The 20,240-nt window shown below is 41.9% G+C and carries 18 protein-coding genes and 1 pseudogene; 11 read left to right on the top strand and 8 right to left on the bottom strand.

Annotated elements, in window-relative coordinates; translation table 11 throughout:
• Positions 1–30: 30 nt before the first annotated feature.
• Positions 31–1,332 (bottom strand): amidohydrolase, encoded by a 1,302-nt coding sequence (locus tag BCU84_RS03690; protein WP_102526756.1) that lies wholly within the window; start codon positions 1,330–1,332, stop codon positions 31–33.
• Between the two features lie 240 nt (positions 1,333–1,572).
• Between BCU84_RS03690 and BCU84_RS21095 the strand changes: the two genes are divergently transcribed.
• Positions 1,573–3,042, top strand: a complete 1,470-nt coding sequence (locus BCU84_RS21095) for an ATP-binding cassette domain-containing protein (protein WP_102526755.1) — start codon at positions 1,573–1,575, stop codon at positions 3,040–3,042.
• Here the strand turns inward: BCU84_RS21095 and BCU84_RS03680 are convergent.
• Both BCU84_RS03680 and BCU84_RS03675 read right to left on the bottom strand, forming a co-directional pair.
• A complete protein-coding gene (locus BCU84_RS03680; protein WP_229371782.1) occupies positions 3,039–3,395 on the bottom strand; it encodes a hypothetical protein in 357 nt (118 codons plus the stop codon). The two genes, BCU84_RS21095 and BCU84_RS03680, sit on opposite strands and share 4 nt — an antisense overlap.
• Before the next feature lie 23 nt (positions 3,396–3,418).
• Positions 3,419–4,021, bottom strand: a complete 603-nt coding sequence (locus BCU84_RS03675) for a tRNA-uridine aminocarboxypropyltransferase (RefSeq protein WP_102526754.1) — start codon at positions 4,019–4,021, stop codon at positions 3,419–3,421.
• Between the two features lie 118 nt (positions 4,022–4,139).
• Between BCU84_RS03675 and BCU84_RS03670 the strand changes: the two genes are divergently transcribed.
• Positions 4,140–5,213 carry a putative porin gene (locus BCU84_RS03670; RefSeq protein WP_102526753.1) on the top strand — a complete coding sequence of 358 codons (1,074 nt, stop codon included), beginning with the start codon at positions 4,140–4,142 and terminating at the stop codon, positions 5,211–5,213.
• 76 nt (positions 5,214–5,289) lie between these two features.
• Here the strand turns inward: BCU84_RS03670 and BCU84_RS03665 are convergent, their stop codons facing one another.
• Entirely contained in the window at positions 5,290–6,498 is a 1,209-nt protein-coding gene (locus tag BCU84_RS03665) for a multidrug effflux MFS transporter (RefSeq protein ID WP_102526752.1), read from the bottom strand.
• 18 nt (positions 6,499–6,516) lie between these two features.
• Positions 6,517–6,717: pseudogene (locus tag BCU84_RS20930) on the bottom strand (hypothetical protein).
• Positions 6,718–6,878: 161 nt separating this feature from the next.
• Between BCU84_RS20930 and BCU84_RS03660 the strand changes: the two are divergent.
• Both BCU84_RS03660 and BCU84_RS03655 read left to right on the top strand, forming a co-directional pair.
• Complete coding sequence (locus BCU84_RS03660; RefSeq protein WP_102526751.1) at positions 6,879–7,859, top strand: LysR family transcriptional regulator; 981 nt, start codon at positions 6,879–6,881, stop codon at positions 7,857–7,859.
• Between the two features lie 214 nt (positions 7,860–8,073).
• Entirely contained in the window at positions 8,074–8,418 is a 345-nt protein-coding gene (locus tag BCU84_RS03655) for a hypothetical protein (RefSeq protein ID WP_102526750.1), read from the top strand.
• A gap of 955 nt (positions 8,419–9,373) precedes the next feature.
• Here the strand turns inward: BCU84_RS03655 and BCU84_RS03650 are convergent.
• On the bottom strand, positions 9,374–10,777 hold the full coding sequence (locus tag BCU84_RS03650) for a tetratricopeptide repeat protein (RefSeq protein WP_102526749.1): 1,404 nt from the start codon (positions 10,775–10,777) through the stop codon (positions 9,374–9,376).
• A 35-nt stretch (positions 10,778–10,812) separates the two neighbouring features.
• Positions 10,813–11,544, bottom strand: a complete 732-nt coding sequence (locus tag BCU84_RS03645; protein ID WP_102526748.1) for a hypothetical protein — start codon at positions 11,542–11,544, stop codon at positions 10,813–10,815.
• Positions 11,545–11,739: 195 nt separating this feature from the next.
• Between BCU84_RS03645 and BCU84_RS03640 the strand changes: the two genes are divergently transcribed.
• Both BCU84_RS03640 and BCU84_RS03635 read left to right on the top strand, forming a co-directional pair.
• On the top strand, positions 11,740–12,270 hold the full coding sequence (locus BCU84_RS03640; RefSeq protein ID WP_102526747.1) for a DUF2780 domain-containing protein: 531 nt from the start codon (positions 11,740–11,742) through the stop codon (positions 12,268–12,270).
• Positions 12,271–12,420: 150 nt separating this feature from the next.
• Entirely contained in the window at positions 12,421–12,870 is a 450-nt protein-coding gene (locus tag BCU84_RS03635; protein WP_102526746.1) for a TerB family tellurite resistance protein, read from the top strand.
• Between the two features lie 115 nt (positions 12,871–12,985).
• On the opposite strand, the gene yjeH is transcribed toward BCU84_RS03635, so the two are convergent.
• Entirely contained in the window at positions 12,986–14,254 is a 1,269-nt protein-coding gene (gene yjeH / locus BCU84_RS03630) for an L-methionine/branched-chain amino acid transporter (protein WP_102526745.1), read from the bottom strand.
• A 163-nt stretch (positions 14,255–14,417) separates the two neighbouring features.
• On the opposite strand from yjeH, the gene BCU84_RS03625 reads away from it, so the two are divergent.
• The 5 genes from BCU84_RS03625 (at position 14,418) to menE (ending at position 20,219) form a co-directional block, all read left to right on the top strand.
• On the top strand, positions 14,418–14,846 hold the full coding sequence (locus tag BCU84_RS03625; RefSeq protein ID WP_102526744.1) for an Lrp/AsnC family transcriptional regulator: 429 nt from the start codon (positions 14,418–14,420) through the stop codon (positions 14,844–14,846).
• 155 nt (positions 14,847–15,001) lie between these two features.
• On the top strand, positions 15,002–16,732 hold the full coding sequence (gene menD, locus BCU84_RS03620) for a 2-succinyl-5-enolpyruvyl-6-hydroxy-3-cyclohexene-1-carboxylic-acid synthase (protein ID WP_102526743.1): 1,731 nt from the start codon (positions 15,002–15,004) through the stop codon (positions 16,730–16,732).
• Positions 16,732–17,502, top strand: a complete 771-nt coding sequence (gene menH / locus BCU84_RS03615; RefSeq protein ID WP_157936189.1) for a 2-succinyl-6-hydroxy-2,4-cyclohexadiene-1-carboxylate synthase — start codon at positions 16,732–16,734, stop codon at positions 17,500–17,502. Before menD ends, menH begins: the two co-directional genes overlap by 1 nt.
• 54 nt (positions 17,503–17,556) lie before the next feature.
• Positions 17,557–18,654, top strand: a complete 1,098-nt coding sequence (menC, locus tag BCU84_RS03610; RefSeq protein WP_102526741.1) for an o-succinylbenzoate synthase — start codon at positions 17,557–17,559, stop codon at positions 18,652–18,654.
• 38 nt (positions 18,655–18,692) lie between these two features.
• The gene (gene menE / locus BCU84_RS03605; protein ID WP_102526740.1) at positions 18,693–20,219 is read left to right on the top strand and encodes an o-succinylbenzoate--CoA ligase; all 1,527 of its coding nucleotides are present in this window, start codon (positions 18,693–18,695) and stop codon (positions 20,217–20,219) included.
• Positions 20,220–20,240 lie beyond the last annotated feature (21 nt).

Below are 20,240 nucleotides of genomic sequence, written 5' to 3'. Positions count from 1 at the left end.
TATCAATTGTAAAATACGACATTGCGCTGTCTATTGCGTTGCGCCTAATGCCGTTAAGGCAACTTGTGTCATCGTTTGAACACCAACTTTTAGTGCGCTTTCATCCACATAAAATGACGGTGAGTGATTACTTGCAACCGTGGCAGGATCTTTCCCTGCTGGGGTCACGCCAAGAAAATAAAATAAACCGGGTGTTTCTAGCGCGTAATATGAAAAATCTTCTGCGCCCGTAATCAGTCCAGGTTCAATCAAATTGTCTTTGCCTACTACACTGCGGATCACTGGGCGCATATCGGCAACGAGTTGTGGGTCATTGACCGTAACAGGGTAGCCCGCATCAATCTCGGTAATTGCTGTTGCACCCAATGTTTTGGCTGAAAGCTCTGCGATTTCAGCAAGCTTTACTTTTATCTCTGCACGCATATCTTGATCAAAAGTACGAATTGTACCAATTAGTTCCACTTCATCAGGAATAATGTTTGAACGAATGCCGCCATTAATCGCCCCAAAACTGACGACAGCTGGCGCTTTGGTAACATCAACCTGACGACTAATAATGGTTTGTACGCTATTAATGATTTGCGCTGATGCCACAATAGGATCAACGCCACCCCAAGGTCGTGAACCATGAGTTTGGCGACCTTTAACGGTAATAGTGAAAGAATCTTCTGATGCCATTGCAGGGCCTGAACGAAGGCCAATCACACCAGTAGGCAAACTTGAAGTGACATGCATACCAAAGACTTGATCAGGTTTGCGCTTAGCAAATAAGCCTTCTTTAAGCATTAACTCCGCACCACCTTCTTCACCCGCTGGGGCACCTTCTTCGGCAGGCTGAAAGATAAACATCACATCACCAGAAAGGCTTGATTGAGATTTTACTAAGTTTTCAGCAACGCCCATTAACATAGCCACATGAGTATCATGACCACAGGCATGCATCACACCAACGGTTTGATTTCGATATGTATCAGTGGCTTTTGATGCAAACGGTAAGTCCACTTCTTCAGTTACTGGCAGCGCATCCATGTCAGCGCGAATACCAATAAGCGGACCAGGCTTGGCGCCTTTTAATATCGCTACCACCCCTGTATGAGCTATGCCGGTTTGCACCTCTAAACCTAAAGATTCAAGGTGAGCGGCAATGACTTTACTGGTTCTAAATTCACGATTAGATAACTCAGGGTGTTGATGTAAGTCGCGGCGCCACTCAATCACTTTTTGTTCAACATCGGCGGCTAGCTGAGCTGCATCAGGGGTTTTAGCCAATATTGATGGGGCAAAAGTAGCAGAAAGTGTCGCAAGGCACAGTGCGAGAGTCGTGAGGCGCATAAATCATCCATGGTTATTATCGTTTTTGTTGCGATTTAATCTACAGTGTCTAGCCGAAGTTGTTAAATAATTTGTTACAGCAAGGCTGAAGAAATTGTTTCGATTTGTTTACTACGTATGCCCTCCATCTTATAAATAAACAATATTATGGCTTTATTCATCACCTTGTTATGCTTCAAATAGATAGTGTAATGGTGATTTTAAACTGACCAACAGCAAAATATTAAAGGGTTAAGGTTAATGGATATAAAGTTTAGTGAGCTTACTGCCAAGAGTTGTAATGTCAGTCTCGACATCGCTGATTGGCATATTCAAAATCAGTCATGGGCCGTTTTCTGTGCCCATAACGACATAGGTTCAGTCATTGGTGACTTACTATGTGCAAGCAATAATATCCCTCATCAAACCATTGAAATCACCTCTGGTCGCTTACAAAAATCATCTAATAACATTGCGCAAGTTTCACTAGCAGAGCAGCAAAGGTTATTGGCTTTAGAAATTGAACATGATGACACCGACTTTCTCAATGTAATTGATACCGGCAGCACAGTTACTCAACTTATCAGCCAGCAGATACCGCCCCAGGCAAACAGTGCGCTACTTGAAACGTTACTCACTCAGTTAGATTTGCAGCATCTTAAAGATTGTGGGTTTCGAGAGCTATCAACAGGTGAAACCCGCCGTGTCATGTTGGCTCGTGCCATTGCCTCTCAGCCGGATTTCTTAGTACTGGATAACCCATTTGCAGGATTAGATATCGACCACAGAGCATCACTTACAACTTATTTAAATCAGTTACCAATTCCCATGATGGTGATATTTTCTCGTGAAGAAGATATGCCTCAATGGATTGAACAAGTGGCGATATTCAGCCATGGGAAATTAGACACTGTTATGGATAAATCCAGCTGGAATAGTCACCCTGTTATCGGGCAAATTAAGTCGCAATCTAAGGTACAAAGTGAATTAATGCTAGCGCTGATGCAACGACACCGTCACCAAAGCAAGTTTGAAAATCCGATATTTGAACTGAAAAATGGCAAAGTCGCCTATAGTGATAAAACCATTTTCACTGACGTGAATTGGCGCATTGATAATGGCCAACACTGGCAGGTCAAAGGCCCTAATGGCTGTGGGAAAAGTACCTTATTAGGTTTGATATTTGGTGACCATCCGCAATGCTATAGCAACGATATACAGATCTTTGGCAAGCAGCGTGGTAGTGGCGAAACCATTTGGGAAATTAAACAACATATCGGCATGGTGTCATCAGCATTACATCTGCAATATCGCGTTAACTGTAGCGCTATTGATGTGATCCTCTCAGGTTTTTATGACTCAATTGGCCTTTACCAAAAAGCCACTGCCCCCCAGTTAGACATGGCTAAAGATTGGTTAACGATTTTACACATGGAAGCATTGGCTAACACACCTATCAAGCAACTAGATTATAGTCAGCAACGACTATTGTTAATCGCTCGAGCCTTGGTAAAACAACCTACATTATTAATATTAGATGAGCCCTATCAAGGATTAGATTACTTGGGGATAAGGTTAGTGAGAAATACCCTTGAGTTGATTGCACGGGAAAACTTGAGCCAGCTGTTATATGTCTCTCATTATCATGAAGATAATTTAGCTAGCATCAACAATTACTTAGAGTTTGTAGCAAATGAACAGACCGAAGGATATAAAAGCGTTATAAGTTAATCTTGCTCTTCAATTTTACGTTCTTTAGCTGCGGCTTCTTTGGCTTCGCGCAGGTATTTATCAGCGCGAGACTCTCGCTCTTTAAACTGAGCTTGGGACTTCTCTATTTGTTCTTTTTCCCATTCGCCTGACTCTTGGCGTTCTAGAACTTCTTGCTCGCGAGATTGGGTATCGCTGGCGGCTTTTCGAGCTTTTTCTAACTGACTTTGCTCAGTCTTTTTAGAATCAATTCGGCCTTGATCAGCTTGCTGGGATAAGGTTAGGCGTGGCTTATCATTGGCTATTGCAGTAAAAGAGATTGCGAGTATCAAACTCATAAAAGCCATTGCCATCATACGGTTCAACATATTCATTATCTTCCTTGTTTTTGTTGCTGCTATTTCTCTTGAACATAGCGAGCACGCACGGCTGCAGGCATCGCATCTAGCTTATGTTGCACCATTGCATCAAAGGCTGCAAACATAGGCGCAATATCCATTAATGGGCTGATAGCTTGAAGCATATACGCTGTTGCTTCTAGGGTTGATAAACTATCACTACGCTTTGCTTTGCGAATTCGATATTGCGATATCCCTTCAAACTCAATATGCAGCGCAGGTAACTCCAATAACCATGGGTTTAGCTGGAGCATTTTAAAGGCTTTGCGCCAAGTGCCATCAATCAATAAGATAATGCACTCTTCAGGGGCACCAGAGTCAGCGGCGCTTTGACTGGTTTCACTAGGATAAACTAAATAAACCGGTTTACCTGCCTCCTTTAAATAAACTTGCAGCTCAGCAAAGTCATCCGCCGTTTCACCCACCACCACTTTCGTCGCTGGCAAGGTTAAACACAATAACTTCACCGTGTTTTTGGCATGTTCAACTTCAGAAGGATGCTGCAGCACAATCACTTCTGTCTTAACTGTCATTGGAGACACACTACCGCATATGCAGGCTGACTGCGGATAAGCACATTGTGGACAATAAGTTCTACCCATTTGGTTTGTAGCCTATTGAAATAAAAGAAACTATGTGTAATATGGAAACACTAAATTAGCTAAAGCAGTTTTATATTTAGTGTTGTAATAGGAATATATTTTAACTCAAGGAAGAATTATGACCATCAATAAGTTATCACTTTCAGTGATCCTTTGCCTTGCAAGTGGCGCCTCATTTGCAGAGGACACTACATCATCCACTTCTGGTACCGAGAATAGTACCGAAAACACATTTCATCACGAAGCTGAAATAGGCTTTCTAGATACCAGTGAAAACTCAGATGGTTTAGTGAGTGGTAAATACAGTTATTATTTTCAAGGCGTAGACCAAACTGATGTCCCTCTTGAACTTGCAACATATTTAAGCCAATCATCTGTTGTTTCTGCTCGTTACGCTACAACAGATCATCAAGACCTATATGCCCTTAGGGGTGAGTATATTTTCGATTCGCGCTTTTTTATTGGTGGTGCTTACTCTCTTGTAACAACAGAGCGAGATTGGTTTGATTATTATGATGAAGATCAAGATACCTATGAAATCAATGCTGGTTACTATTTTAATCCATATACTAAATTAACCTTGTCATACTCAACCTATGAGCAAACTTCAAGTACATCAGGCAGAGTGCCTTATACTAGCTTAACCACTGGCAACTCAAAAAGCAGTGTAGATCACAATGGGTTTTCAGCTAAATATGAACATTACTTACCGTTTGAGGTTACTTCAGGCTTGATGCTAACAGCAATAGCAAGCTACGCAAAAACCGAAGAGGAATTCAATGGAGACAGCATTTTTCCTATTGATAATGTAAATAATGATTATATATTTGCGACTAGCTATGTGAACAGCGACCAAACAATAAAGGAAACTCAATTAGCAATTAATGCAGATTGGTATGTCACAAACGCTTGGGCTGTGAGTATTGGCTATGAATTTGTAAATCATGACTACAAAGGATCATATAATCGCTTAATTCAACCTGTTAATGACTCACAGGGAGACTATGAGCATTACAATGAGAGCTATGATAATAACTTCAATGACTCTGATAGCTTCAATTATTTTAAAATCGGCACGAGTTATTTCTGGAATTTCTCTAAATACATTTCTGCTAGAGCCTTGATAGAACAAGCCTATGTAGACAGTGAGTCAAATACCTCCTTCGGTGTCGCCATTAACGCTCGTTTCTAATACCAAAACAAAGAAACAACAATGCCGCTGGGTATTAATCAGCGGCATTTTGTTAAATCACATTTGTGCTAATGGATTAATGCTCTGGCTGCACTTGTTCCATATGCCAATGGCTTAGGCTTTTGAGTGACATCATCACCAGTAATAATAAAGACAAACCACCCATTAAAAAGGCGACAGCATAAGGTGCGGTTAGATCGGTCATTTGCACTAATCCAGCAAGCACTGACGCACCACTCATTTGAATACAACCTAACATAGCTGCTGCAGTACCCGCTCGCTCACCGAAGGCTGATAACGCCATAGAAGTGGCAGGGCCAAGCAAAATAGCAAAGCCAATACAAAGCAGCATCATAGGTAACATGAAACCAAAACCAGCTGCTAAACCTGATTGAGGCCCAGCTAATTGCACCACAACTTCAAGCACAGCAGCTAATAACATCATTGATAGTGCCACCACCACAGCGGGGCGATTACCAATATGTTTCACTAACACTGGCGCCGCAAAACACGCTGCAATATTCACTGCAGCATTGAGTCCAAATAAACCACTAAAGGCAAGTTCACTCACCCCTAGCTCACCGATTAGCCACATAGGTGAATACGATACGTAGGTAACAATTGACGCCATTGCGACCATGCAAGTGCTGGCATAAAACAAGAAGTGTGCATCACTTAACACTGGTTTATAGCGAGCCCAGCGATAAAGAGCGCCGCTGGTGTCAGTATTTTCAGGACGAGTTTCAGGGAACTTCAACAGCACGATAGCTAATACGACAATGGCGTATAGCGCCATAAAGATAAAGGTTGAGCGCCAGCCAAACTGTAGTGCCAATAAGCCACCTAATGTCGGTGCCAACGCTGGTATCACACAAATCGCACCATTAAGGTAACTGTACATTTTAACGCTTTCTTTACTGCTATAGCAGTCGCGAACCGCACTAAACACCACGATAGAGGTTGAACAAGCCGCTAACCCCTGCAATACACGAGCAATTTGTAATACTTCAAACTCTTGCGCCATTGCGCCAATGAGGCTGCTGATGCCGTACAAAACAATACCAAATAGTGCAATTGGGCGGCGGCCAAAGCGGTCAGCTAACGGCCCAATCAAAATCTGCCCAAGACCCATAGCAAATAAAAACAACACCAACGTCGACTGTATCTGACTACCACTTACACCATACTCAACTGCCATAGTCGGCATTGACGGTAAGTAAATATCGATGGCTAATGGGCTAAGTAGCACCATAAACATCAGTGTTGGCAGCAAGTTACGTCTCATTTTCTTTATACTCTTTCTTTATCTAGGGCCTGTTGATCTTTCGAGGTTGTTTTTGCAGCGAATTGTTGGTCATTTGTACAAGGCAGAGACTTTGTGGTGTAGTTATTCTACATAAAAAGTCGATAACGCAGTAAAAATGACCAACAAACTCTGCCCGAAGGGTTCGACTAAAAGCGTTTTACTCTTTGTTGAATGAACTTTGCTTAGATGACTAGGCATCAATTCATTCGCCTCGATTAAAACGCTTTTATTTCGAACAAAACTTAACCAGCAAAGATCAACAGGCCCTAGGTGTTAATTATGGAGCGCATTTTAGACTACTCATGGTATGAATAGAAATGGTATGATTTCCTAAGTAAATTTCCTTTGAGGAATATCACATGAATATCGATAATCTCGCCAAAATAGATTTAAACTTGCTGGTCATTTTGCAGGTATTGCTTGAAGAGCAAAGCGTCACTCGCGCAGCAAGCCGCTTACACTTAAGCCAGTCTGCGTTGAGTAAAAGTCTTAATCGCTTGCGAACCACACTTGATGATCCGCTATTCCAACGAACAGCTCATGGTCTAAAGCCGACAGCCCATGCGGTGCAATTAGGACTGCAGTTACCGCAAATTTTACAGACCTTACATCAACTGACCCAACCACCGACATTTATACCAGCCAGCAGTCACCAGCATTTTTCGTTTTCTATGGTCGAGAGTGCCTACGAAACATTACTGCCTTATTTCATTGGCAGAATTTTACACGATGCACCTAACGTCAAACTCGACTCATATGTGTGGACCGAAAAATCAATCCAAGACTTACAACTTGGCCAAATCGATTTTGGAATTGCCGGTCGAGATACGCACCCTCAAGCTGATATAAAAATAGAGCAACTGCCTGATGGCATTGAATATCAGACCTTATTTAAAGATAAGCAAGTCTGTTTAGTGCGTAAAGATCATCCAATGTTAGACGCTATCAAACAAAAAAAATGGGATAGAGACAGCTATTTGAGCATGTCCCATGTACAAGTGCGCTGTGAAGGCAATGATTGGTGGGCATTAGATTATCACTTAGCCGATCTCAATTTGCGCCGTCGTATCAGCACTACTGTGCCAGACTTTTATGGCGCGGCGAGTATTTGCGCCCATAGCGACCTCATTTTTACTCTGCCATCGAGCTTTGCGCGGCACGCTGTCAAGTTATACCCCCTTGAAGAAATCCCGTTGCCATTTGATTTTATGCCTATGGCTTATGTGTTGTTATGGCATGAACGTAACAGCCAAGCTCCTGGACACTTGTGGCTAAGAAACATGATTTGTGAAAGTGTCGCTAAAGCAGTCAATCAAACTGAAATAGAAATGCTGAAATAAGATTAATAACAGCCATTAATACAAGTTTTTATGGTTTTTAAAACGTTGCGAGTAGCTATCATAATCAAACATTAATCAGGATTAACGTGACGTTAATAGGTGTTTTATTGCACACTGAAGTTGTCATCACTGTAAAAAGTGATTTTATGAAAGGCTGAAACTGTATCCATCGCCCTTTTGATACACGCTCAGCCAGCTTAATTGAGGAACATCAATGAACTTTAATCAGTTTGTAAATCAAGCACAGGTCAAACAACGCGTTGGCACCATGCACCCATTTTTAGCACTACTGTCGATAATTGCTATCGCACTTACCACGATTGTATTGCTACCATTTTTACTGGTATTCGCTCTAGTGAGCTTTATCGGACTTAACTTACTAGGCCGTAAATACCTAGCACCTAAAATGCAGCCAATTTTCGGAAACCGTTCACAGCAAGATGAAGTGTACCGTGATAATCCAAATGTAGAGCGCGAGCAATCATTGTATAAATCGGAAATGTTTAAACGCTCAAATCCATCATCAGGCGGCCGGACTTTCGAGCATCAAGCAGACTAAACATTCATATGGTCAGTTAGCCTTGCTCCCCCAAGGTTAATTGGCCATGATGTTTAATAAGACGTTCAAACATTTATAGTACAAATTAAAACACCGCCAAATGGCGGTGTTTTTTTATAACCCAGATTTAAGTGTAGTCAAGAACTAAAGTCGTGGCGCTTCGCCCACACCAGACCAAAAGGGAGTGAACGGCAACTCCCTCTTGGATCACCCACCCGCTCCATTGAAGTATTATTCCCTCAATCGTATAAGTGAATTTCCTAACGCCTCAGATTCGCCTTCCATGGCTCAATCTAAGGCTATCTCGGCATCCATGCCGAGCTCACGAAAATAAACTTAACGCTTTCGGATACTTCAAACGGAGAACATTTAGCCTGCAAATTCATCTCTTATTTCTAGATAAAACTAAGTGGTAAGTATTAATAAGTTATCGTTTTTTGAATTAAGCCTAAGTATTCATAGATATTGAGCCCATCAAAAAAATCCCGTGAGTCTGGCCATGGATGGCCAGCTAGCTTTCGAGGGGAAGGGACGCCCCATCGGAAGCGACAGTGATTTTCGAAGATGGGTGAGGCAGATTACAGACAGCATTAGAAGCTCAAATAACTTCCGTTGGAAATTTTGCTTTTTAAATTTCGCCGGAACGGCTTGGCTCTTTGTTATAGCTTAAGAAACTGACCGAAAAGGGAAAAGCTGTTGTTTCCCTTTCGTCGGGAGTGGGCGAAGTGCCACGATCTTGATTTGGGTTTGGGTTTGGGTTTGGGTTTGGGTTTGGGTTTGGGTTTGGGTTCTAAATGATGAATAAAACTAGTCGCAGCGGCAAAAGTATCATTAAAATAAACGAAAAAGGATAGCTGCTGTTTCCCTTTAGTCACTCTTTGCAAAAGATCGGGGGCGAAGCTCCACGACTTTGATCTTCTTTATAAAAAAGAAATGAACTAACCCAAAAATAATATTAAGCCAAGATCCCTTGTGCATGAATCAAGGATTTAAGCTCTTCATCACTGGGTTTAAGTTCAATCACATTATCAATTTGAATTTGAAGCGATTGCCAAATCGGCTCGATGATTTCAGCTTGTTCATCATTTGCATATTGTTTAGCAAGTTTAAGCAGTGACGCTGATTCCACCACATCAATGCGTTTAAAGACGCCATCGGCCAATGCAACACTGAGCTCTATCATCGCGGGAACACTGCGGCCGTAGTTAATTACATCACGTAAATATCGCTCAGCTAAACACACATCGGTGCCTAAACCAGAATCATCATTTAGCATATGTTGTGCGCGCATAAACATCGCATCAAGTTGCCCTTGCTCGGCGGCTTCCGCTAACCAATGTTCGCTTGTATTAGCATTAGCCTCACAGCCTTCGCCGTTAAATAACATTAAGGCTAAGTGATACTGGGCATGAGGATAACCTGCTTGGGCAGCTTTATTAATCCACTCAAACGCTTTATCCAGTTGCTGTTGCTGATAATACAACACGCCGAGATTTGACATCGCCTCGGTATTTTCCGCCAATGCAGCTTGCTCTAACCAAGTTGCCGCTATTGCTAAGTCTGGGCTAAAGTTTTCACTGCCAACTAAGTAGAAGAAACCTAATAACGCTTTGGCCTCAACAACATCTGCTTGGGCTGCACGCTCAATCGCCAACTCACCTGCAACGGCATTTTTATGGCCGTTATAACCATGTAGTAATGCCACTCCATGTTCAAATAGTGCTTGCTGGTGATGCTCAGATGCCAATTCAAACCAGTTCGCGGCTTGCTTGAATGTGCTCACTGATTCGGCATGCTCTGCCTCATTTTGATCAAGCGACTGCTCTTGTTCTTGCTGCATTAACGCTTTTGATTTTAAAGACATGCCCACAAGATATTGAGCTTGATGATCGTTATGCATCACCGCTTGATAGCAAAGCTCACGGCCAACAAACGAATCAAACGCTTCAAATTGATATTCAGGCGCTTTTTTACGGTGTACTTTTGGATAAAGCAGGGTGATTAACGACAAGATATTCTTAATCGTTTTCTCAGCAAGTGAGACTAATTGCTCTTGGGTTAAATGGTATTTCTCTGGATGTGCGCCGCGGTTACCGTCACTACGCAGTCGATGCAATGCTCTGGTTGTAGGCACATCAATAAAGCGCATTCGATTTAACTGCTCGATGCGATCATATAAGTTGGGACTATTAAATTTTACCGACTGCTTCTGAGCCAATAATGAAGTGACTTGATGGGTAAAGCTGCGAACAAACACCAAAGCTTGGGTAGGAATATCGCGCACATAACTTTTAGCTTTGGTGTAATCATCCACTATCTCAGCCGAGAAGCCGCCAATAAACTCAATATCATTTAACACTGGCGGTTACTCCTCTGCTGTTATTAGCTTTTCACTTAGATTTCAGTGGTCTCTGACTCTTTATCATCAGTACTACGGTTAACCATATACAATCTAAACAGTGCAACGTTAACGAAAAGTCCTAAAAATGCGAACAAGGTATCAATAATGACGCGTAGCGGGAATCCACCGAACTCTGTCAGCTGTATAACGATACCACCAACCATTGATAATGGTAGGTAAAGCATTAATATCATCATGGTTTTCAGCACGATTGGCGATGAAAATTTAAAGCTGCTTTTAATGGCTTCTAATGGCGTTACACGCTCAACGATCACCATAAAGTTAACGTAGGCAAGGCGAGCAAACAAATAAAAGCTGATACTCAAACCGATAATCCAAAACGGACCGAATACCGCAAATAACATCACCGGCGCCAAGATAGCTAAACCAGAGAATACTCCAGCTAATAATAATGGCGGTACAAAGGTAAAGCTGTTTTTCAGCACCATACCTGGAGTAACGTCATGCCCGCGAGAGCGAACTTCTAGGTATAAGGTTAATGCAGCGATAAGCAACGAGAAGATTAATAGTAGCACCATCATAGCAGCACCATGGATAGCGCCAAATTGCGGTACTTCAACTTCCGCTTGGGCAGCCAACTCACTGCCAAGCCACACTTGGATCATGACTTGAATTAACAGTAATGGCACTGTTAGTGAGGCAAGTTGCGCCACGTGGTTACGAAAGAAATTATATGCTTCAGTCAAAATTGCAGACAATGACATGGGACTTCCAATAATCAAAAATAGATAAATATGCTGCTAAGGATACCGAAAAAACTGTGTTTTTGCACAATTGATATCAAGTGAGAGTAAAGTTAGTTAAATCATTTGTCACAAATTTGTGAATAACGTTAAAATGGTCACAGGATATCGAAAACTCACTTTTAATCATTCAACATAAACCACAGGATGGCCACGATGAAATTAAGCCCAGCAGTAAGTCTTTTAGTCGCAATGTTTGCAGTTACTTCTCCAGCACAAGCGGGTTGGTTAGACAGTGTTTTTGGCACCGATGAAAAGAAAGTAGAAAAAGTAGAGACTACCGCTGATGCACAATCTACTGATTTAGTAGGTAACGTAATGTCACAACTTGGCCTCAGTAAAGATCAAGCGGAAGGCGGCTTAGGCACCTTGCTAAGCCTTGCGCAGTCTAACTTAGGCGATTCTGACTTTAGCCAGTTATCAAACAGCATTCCTGGAGCTGACACACTTTTATCTGCAGTACCTGCATTAGCATCGGACGATGGCATGTCAGGTTTATTATCTCAAGCAGGTGATTTAGGTAAGTCATTTGAAGGCGCTGCAATGGTATACGACGCGTTCGAACAGTTAGGCATTAAAAAAGAATACGTTGCGCCAATGGTTGATATTGCCAAATCATACCTAGAAACCAACGGCACTGAAGGTACGGTTGATTTGTTAATGAAAGGCGTGAATTCATTACTTTAATGACTCGCTGATTTAGGATTAATTTTATTTAATGCCGAGCCATTCGCTCGGCATTATTGTCTCTGTTAAGCTTAATCTTATATTCACTTTTCAATACTCACTAAAATAGTCAGTACAGCTGCATTGTTTTAAAGACGTTTAGGAGGCCATATGATCGCGAAACTGAAACAGTTTTTACAGTCGCATGCTCAAGCAACGACCCCAGAAGATCAAGCACAACAGTTAAAGTTAGCTGCTGTAAGTTTATTGCTTGAGGTCATGTATGCCGATGAAACGCTAGACGAGCAAGAAGTAGCGATGCTTCCTGGAATAATTAGCGACAATTTAAATATCAGTGCTGCTGAAGCTAACGCATTAATTGACGAAGCCAAGTTAGTTCAAGGCAATTCAATTTCATTATTCGAGTTTACTGCAGAAATTAATGCTCAGTGTTCCATTGAGCAAAAGCAAAAATTACTTCTGTGTATGTGGAAGTTGGCTTACTCGGATGGCAAGTTATGTCGAAATGAAGACCAAATTATTCGCCGCACCGCTGATTTACTTTATTTAAAGCACAGTGAAGTGATTCAAATGCGCAATATTGCCATGGAAGAACGCTAAGTTCCTCCCCTTAAGCACTAAGCTTTACGCTTAAGCTGTTGGCTATAAGACAAATAAAAACGGGGCTTTCTTTAGAAAGTCCCGTTTTTACATTTCTGCGCAATCAAACCTTAAGTTAAGCCGCTTGTTTACGCGTTTGATGCTGTTTTTGCCAATACATAAATGGCGCAACCACTATAACTAAGATAAAGGAATACAACATATTTTCAGCCAGAGCTACTCCCACCCCTAGACAAAATATGCAACCACCAACCACGAGTGGTAAATAGCGTTTACTGAGCAATTTTGCCGCTGATAACATGGTCAATAAATAGATAATAATGAATACGCCGTTACTCCAAGCAATTAAGTCCTCGAGTTTTTGCTCAGTAACAAAAGTAAAGCTGATGACTAATACCATGGTCAATAAAATCGTCACTAATGCTCTCAGCGGCACACCAAATTGATTGAGTTTGCTAAAGTAACTCGGTAATACGCCTTCTTTGCTAAAGCTCCACAGTAAACGTGCTGCGCTGGCGCAATAGACGTTAACCGTCGCAATGCCGCTAGCAATGCCCAAAATGCCAATGACTTGCGCTCCCATGCCCTGCCACACCACATTACCCAATAACGTTTCGAAAGTGTGGATCATTGCTAATCCTTCTTTATCGCTAGGCACCATCAATAGCAATAAGGTGCAAATAAGGTAAATGATGCCGACTAATACCGTGCCAATCATCATTGCTGGTAGCATGTCTTTTTTAGGGTTTTTAAAGTCATTGGCTAAATGCGTCATGGCTTCAATACCTAAAAAGCTCCAAAATCCAATCCCCATGGCTAGCATGACTGTCGAAACCTCAGCTGAAGCTAACTCTGTGAATGCACCAGCTTCACTGACATTTGTGCCACTGGCACTAAATAACACCGCTACAACTGCCACAATGGCTAAAGTCAGCGCAAACTGCAATTTGGCAGAGACCTGAATACCGCGATAGTTCAGCAATAACAGCACCAACACAATCATCAGCTCAGCCACTAACTGACCCCAGCCTGTGATAGAAACTAAGGCATCCATGAATTGAAAAGTCATTAGAATTGCCGCTGGTGCACCAATCGGGATCACAAACAAAAAGATCAATCCAATCGTGCGCCCCGCAGTGGTACCAAAGGCTTTTTCAATAAAATAGGCTGGCCCTGCTGCATGAGGAAAACGGCTAGCAAGTAAACCAAATACCACTGCCACAGGCAAAATGGCGACGGTCAAAATAATCCATGCCAATAAAGCACCACTATTTGCCACTGCAATGGTCATTTGCGGTAAAATAAATACCCCTGTACCAAGCAAAGTGGTGGCCATCAGTCCGGCACCTTGCCAGCGCCCTATCGTTCCTGTAATTTGATTCATTAGCTTGCTCTATGGTGGTGTTTGCAAGAATTATAAAATGGTTATTGGATACAAACTGCCGTAATCACTCTGCAAAAACACTTATAAAACCGACATTTTGACGGTAATTAATAAAATTACCAACAATATGACGGATGTTGTATTTCTAACGACTGGAATCAAAATGGATAAATTTGATCAACTCATTTTAAATGCGTTAAGAGCAAATGCTCGTCAGAGTATTTCTCATATCTCTGAAGCTGTGAGCTTATCACGGAGTGCGGTTACTGAGCGGATAAAAAAACTTGAACAATCTGGTGTAATTCGAGGCTATCAAGTTTTATTAAGTGAGTCGCAAAAAGAAGGCGTATCGGCATACTTTGAAATACAACATGAACGCGCCAATTGTGCCGATGTTGTGCACGTATTTCATGCCATACCTGAAGTCATAACTTGCCAAGGGATCACTGGCGAAATGGATCTGTTGGTTTATGTTAATGCCGCATCGATGAAGCGACTGCATGAAATTCGTGAGTACATTGATGCCCAGGTAGATATCGTCAAAATTAAAACCCACGTGGTAATGAGTGAATGGATTAACAATCAAGCGTAACGCACATTCTCAAATTAATTTATTGGTTATACTGGTAAAATAGCCAACAATGCTGATAAGAGACTAAAATAAATAACACTTTTTAAGTCGATAAAACTTAAACAAGTATGTTGAAACTACAGGTTTCAAACACTTTAAATTGGGTATTTAACACTATGCAAACACGGCCTAATTCTGACATCAATTTACTTTGGGGTGCACTCATCCTTGAAGAGCTGGCTCGACTTGGCGTAAAGCACGTATGCATGGCACCTGGTTCTCGTTCAACACCATTAACGTTAGCCGCAGCTGCCCAAGATAAACTTGAACGGCATTTACACTTCGATGAACGTGGTTTAGGTTTTATGGCGCTTGGTTTAGCAAAAGCCAGTAATAGCCCTGTAGCAATTGTCACCACATCTGGCACAGCAGTCGCCAACCTGTACCCAGCAATTGTAGAAGCCTGGTTAACTCAAGTTCCTTTGATTGTGTTAAGTGGCGATAGACCGCCTGAATTAATCGGTTGTGGTGCAAACCAAGCCATTGTGCAACCCGCAATATTCGCCGATTATGCTAAACAAGTTAATTTACCAACGCCAGATTTAGCCATCGCCCCAAATACTTTGCTCACTACCATCGATGAAGTAGTGAGTAATCAAACTCAACCAGTACATTTCAATTGTATGTACCGTGAGCCGTTATACCCAAGCGAATTAGAAACCTTATCTCAACTTGTTAAAACATCATTATCTGGTTATGTGACGCCAATTTCAGACTGGCTAAATCACGCATTTCCCTATACTGATTATGGTCAAGCATCTAGTAGCAACTTACCGACTGAAGACACCATGATGCGTTTCGTCCATGGCAAAGGCGTGATTGTGGTGGGCACGTTATCTCCAAAAGATAATCCACAACAGATTATTGAACTGGGGCAAAAATTGGGCTGGCCTATTGTGGTCGATGCACAGTCTCAGCTCAGGCAACACCCTAGTGTAATTGGCCATATTGATCAGCTAATGCTCAACCCCAAAGCAGCTAAATTCGTCGAACAAGCAGACCGTGTATTGATATTTGGCGGGCGTTTTATTTCTAAAAGACTGATTAGTTTTATTGCTGAGCAACAATGGCATAGCTACTGGCAAGTCTTACCGACTCAACAGCGCCTTGACCCTAACCATCAGTCGAAACGGATATGGCTCGCTAGTGTCTCAGCAATGTGCGGTGCGCAGTGGCCAAGATCATCTTCAGCCAATTGGGCGCTGTCATTAGTAGAAATGAATCAAAATATTGAAGCATTGCTAACACAGCATATTGACCAAAGCAGCTTTGGTGAACCCCAAGTTGTTCGCCAAATAGCTAAGGTGCAGACCTCAAAACATCAATGGTTTATTGGTAATAGCTTGCCAGTTCGCTTATACGATATGTATTCACCTATTACCTGCGAAACGCCTGCGATTTATACCAATCGAGGTGCATCAGGCATCGATGGATTAATTGCTACAGCAAGCGGAATGGCACTCGCCAGTAAACAGCCAAGCACCCTACTCATTGGTGATATTTCAAGTTTGCACGATCTTAATTCGCTCGCCATAACCAAGCAAGTTAACAGTCCGTTTGTGATTGTGATTTTGAATAATGATGGCGGCAATATTTTCAACTTATTACCTGTGCCTAATGAAGCAGTAAGAGATGAATATTACCGTTTGAGTCACGGACTGGAATTTGGTTATGCTGCCGCCATGTTTGGTTTGCCATATAACCAAGTGGATTGTTTAACCAGTTTTGATGAAGCTTATGTTGATGCAATGGCCTTTGCAGGAACATCTGTGATTGAAGTCAATGTCAGCCCTAATCAAGCAAGCGATCAAATCAAGCTCATTGCACAATGGGTGAAACAACACTAATGCCAACCATTAAACGATACGGTGATACTGCATTACCTGCACTGGTTTTATTACATGGTTTTTTAGGTTCCAAAGAAGATTGGCAAGCTTGCTTACCCACCCTAAGCCAATACTTTCATTGTATTTGCATCGATCTGCCAGGCCATGGTGAAAACGAGCAGATATTGCCAACGCCAGGCTTTGAAGCCCTTGCTGATACCATTACCCATCAAGTGATTAATCTAGGTTATCCGCAATTTCATTTGCTGGGATACTCTTTAGGTGGCCGAGTTGCACTGCATATCGCTAAATTCCATCCTGCGGCACTATTGAGTCTTATGTTGGAGTCAGCTCATTTAGGTTTATGTTCCACACGTGATAAGCAAACCAGACTGAAACACGATCAGAAATGGGCAGATAAACTAGCGTCAAAGCCATTAAGAACCTTTTTAAGTGAATGGTACCAACAGCCGGTTTTTGCTGAATTAAATAATGATGCTCGTGAACAGCTGATTAATATTCGTAGTAAAAATAATCCTCAAGCGTTACTGCATTGTTTTCAGAGTACTTCACTTGGATTACAAGATAATGGCGAAAAAGTACTGAAACAATTACACTGCCCGAGATATCTATTGGTGGGTGAGAATGACAACAAATTTTCTAACTTGGCAGAGAAGTGGCAACAGAAAATTGATTTATCGGTGATCACAATCCCAAATTCAGGGCACAATACCCATAAAGCGCAACCAAAGATGTTTGCAGCAAGCGTCATACAGCTGCTTTACCCATAACTGCTAACAACACTGTTAAGCGGTGAGTATTCGTTAATAAAGGATTTACGCTTTATGCACACTGATGATAACAATGAAACTTCTAGCCTTGAACAAGTCGAACTTGCCATCATCAGTGAGCTTACACTGCACCGTTACCAAATTCCATTATCACCCACATTGCCTGTGGCAACTCAGCGCATCGATCAACGGTCTGGTTTAGTCATTAGTGCTCAATTAAATCATGCTCAATTAAATCATGGTCAATGCGAAAGTGTCGAAATCAGCCCTTTGTCAGGCGTAGATACCAACAATAATCCTCTTGTTGGATTTAGCGAAGAATCACTTGAACAAGTGATTGCATTACTCCAGCAGCAATTACCGCTGTTAATCAATCAGCCGTTAACCGAATTAGCTAATATTGCCAGTGAAATAAAGCTGCCCTCTGCAGCATTTGGGCTCAGCTTATTAGCGACTAAGTTTAGTTCGGCATTTCAATATGCCCATGTTGATGACCGAAAAATCAGTTTGTTTTATTATCAGCCTGACACGACAAATGAAGCGTTAGCGGCCAAAATAAATGCACTACCTAAACGTACTTATGCAATAAAAGTCAAAGTGGCTCAAGCTTCAATAGAACAAGAAATCCAGTTTATTCATCAGATATTATCTATTAATCCAAAGCTCAAATTACGCCTTGATGCGAATCAAGGTTTTAGTGCTGAGCAAGCCATTGAGTTTCTGGCATGCTTACCAAAAGCCAGCATCGAATACATTGAAGAACCTTGCCAAACGCTCAAAGAAAGCCGCATGGTTTATCAAGCACTTAAGATTCCTTTTGCGCTAGATGAAACGTTAAATGATGCAGACTATCAATTTACTATGTTTGATGGGTTAGCAGCACTTATCATCAAGCCGATGATTATTGGCAATATCGACAAACTAGCGAAACTCATTGAAACCGCCACAGAACATGGCGTGCGTTGTATATTTAGCTCAAGTTTAGAAGCTAACCTGGGGATTAACGACTTAGCGACGTTAGCCGCACAGTTAACCCCTGATGAAATCCCGGGGCTCGACACGCTAGCTAACTTTAGCGAGCCGTTAATGCTCGAAAACAATCAACTGAATCCACAAGTTACTCAGCTAATCAATCGCTATACTAATAAATAAGAAACGCCATAGTCAGACAGATTAACAAAGGTTTTGTGATGATTTCTCCGCTACACCAAACTGCTTTAGACATGCCCGATGCTATAGCAATTCAGCAAACAGATAACGGCGATAAAGCCAGTATTAAGCATAGTGACGCAATCAGTTACCTTAAGTTAAGTGCGCTGGTAACTAACCTTGTGACATCGCTGCAAAAGCAAGGCGTTAGTCATAATAGCCGTCTCGCTTGTATCAGCCTTAATAACCTCGAAATGATTTGCCTTTATTGGGCATGCGTTGATTTAGGCGCGATATTTTTGCCAATATCACCTAAGTTTCCTGTATCGCAACAAGCCCAATTATGTCAGCGTTTTAAGATTGATTTTTATTGGTCAGAGGCGCAGCAGCCTGATTTCAATATCAGTGATGGGACCCAACAACGGCTCAAAATTGATCTTCAACTAGAGTGTGAACATCCTGATCCAATTCAAAGTAAGCCAAGTATTGATAGCCAAAAACCACTGAATATCATTCTCACATCTGGCTCTAGTGGCACCCCAAAAGGCGTGGTGCATTGTTTATCAAATCACATTGCCAGTGCACAAGGCTCGGCTGAAAATATTAGCCTCAAAAGCGGTGACACCTGGTTATTATCGCTACCTTTGTTTCATATTGGTGGTTTAGCCATCATTAATCGTTGTGCGCTCGCTGGGGCATGTGTGGTACTGAGTAATAATCAGCCTTTATGGCAACAAATTAGCGGCAACGAAATCAGTCATGTCTCGTTAGTGGCTGCGCAATTAAGTAAAATTTTGGCCCAGCATCCGCAAGTATTAGATCAAGTAAAATCCTTGTTATTAGGCGGCGGCGCCATAGAAGCTAAATTAGTCTCAGCGCTCGCTGACAGACATATTAATGCATATTGCAGTTATGGCATGTCTGAAATGAGTTCACAAATCACAACAGCTTTGATAAACCCTCAGGGCCATTTAGGAAAGCCATTAAGCCACAGACAAATGGAAATTAGAGATGGCACTATTTGGGTAAAAGGCGACTGCCTATTCTTAGGTTATTTAACTGATGCAGTAACCGATAATACTGTACCTTCACACCATCAATGTATTGCTGAAAAAGTCACTGATGAACAAGGCTGGTTTAACACCCAAGATTTAGGCGAACTGGATGATTCTGGTAACCTTCGCTTACTTGGTCGCGCCGATAACATGTTTATTTGCGGTGGTGAAAATATTCACCCAGAAGAGATTGAAGCGGCATTAAAAGCACACCCCTTAATCGAAAATGCGCTTGTGTTCGCAGAAGAAGATAAGACATTCAGCTTATTGCCTGCAGCTATCATTCAACTCAAGAATAGTGAACTATCAAGCCAACAGACTGCGACTGTTCCAGTAGAAGCCCAATTATCAACAGCACAAGTTAATTCAATCGAGCAATTTATTATTGAAAGAATTGCTCGTTTCAAGCGCCCAAGACATTATTACTCTTGGCCAACCGGTATCAAAACCACTAGCCTTAAGATCCCTCGGAAAGCGATTATTGCCGCAGTAAAGCAAAGATTGCCTTTGTAGGGTAAAGTCCCACAACGCTTC

Origin of the sequence: Shewanella sp. 10N.286.51.B7 (assembly GCF_002873615.1) — a bacterium.
Taxonomy (GTDB): domain Bacteria; phylum Pseudomonadota; class Gammaproteobacteria; order Enterobacterales; family Shewanellaceae; genus Shewanella; species Shewanella electrodiphila.
The sequence above is the reverse complement of the archived record's forward strand: the minus strand, read 5'-3'. Positions and strand labels throughout refer to the sequence as shown.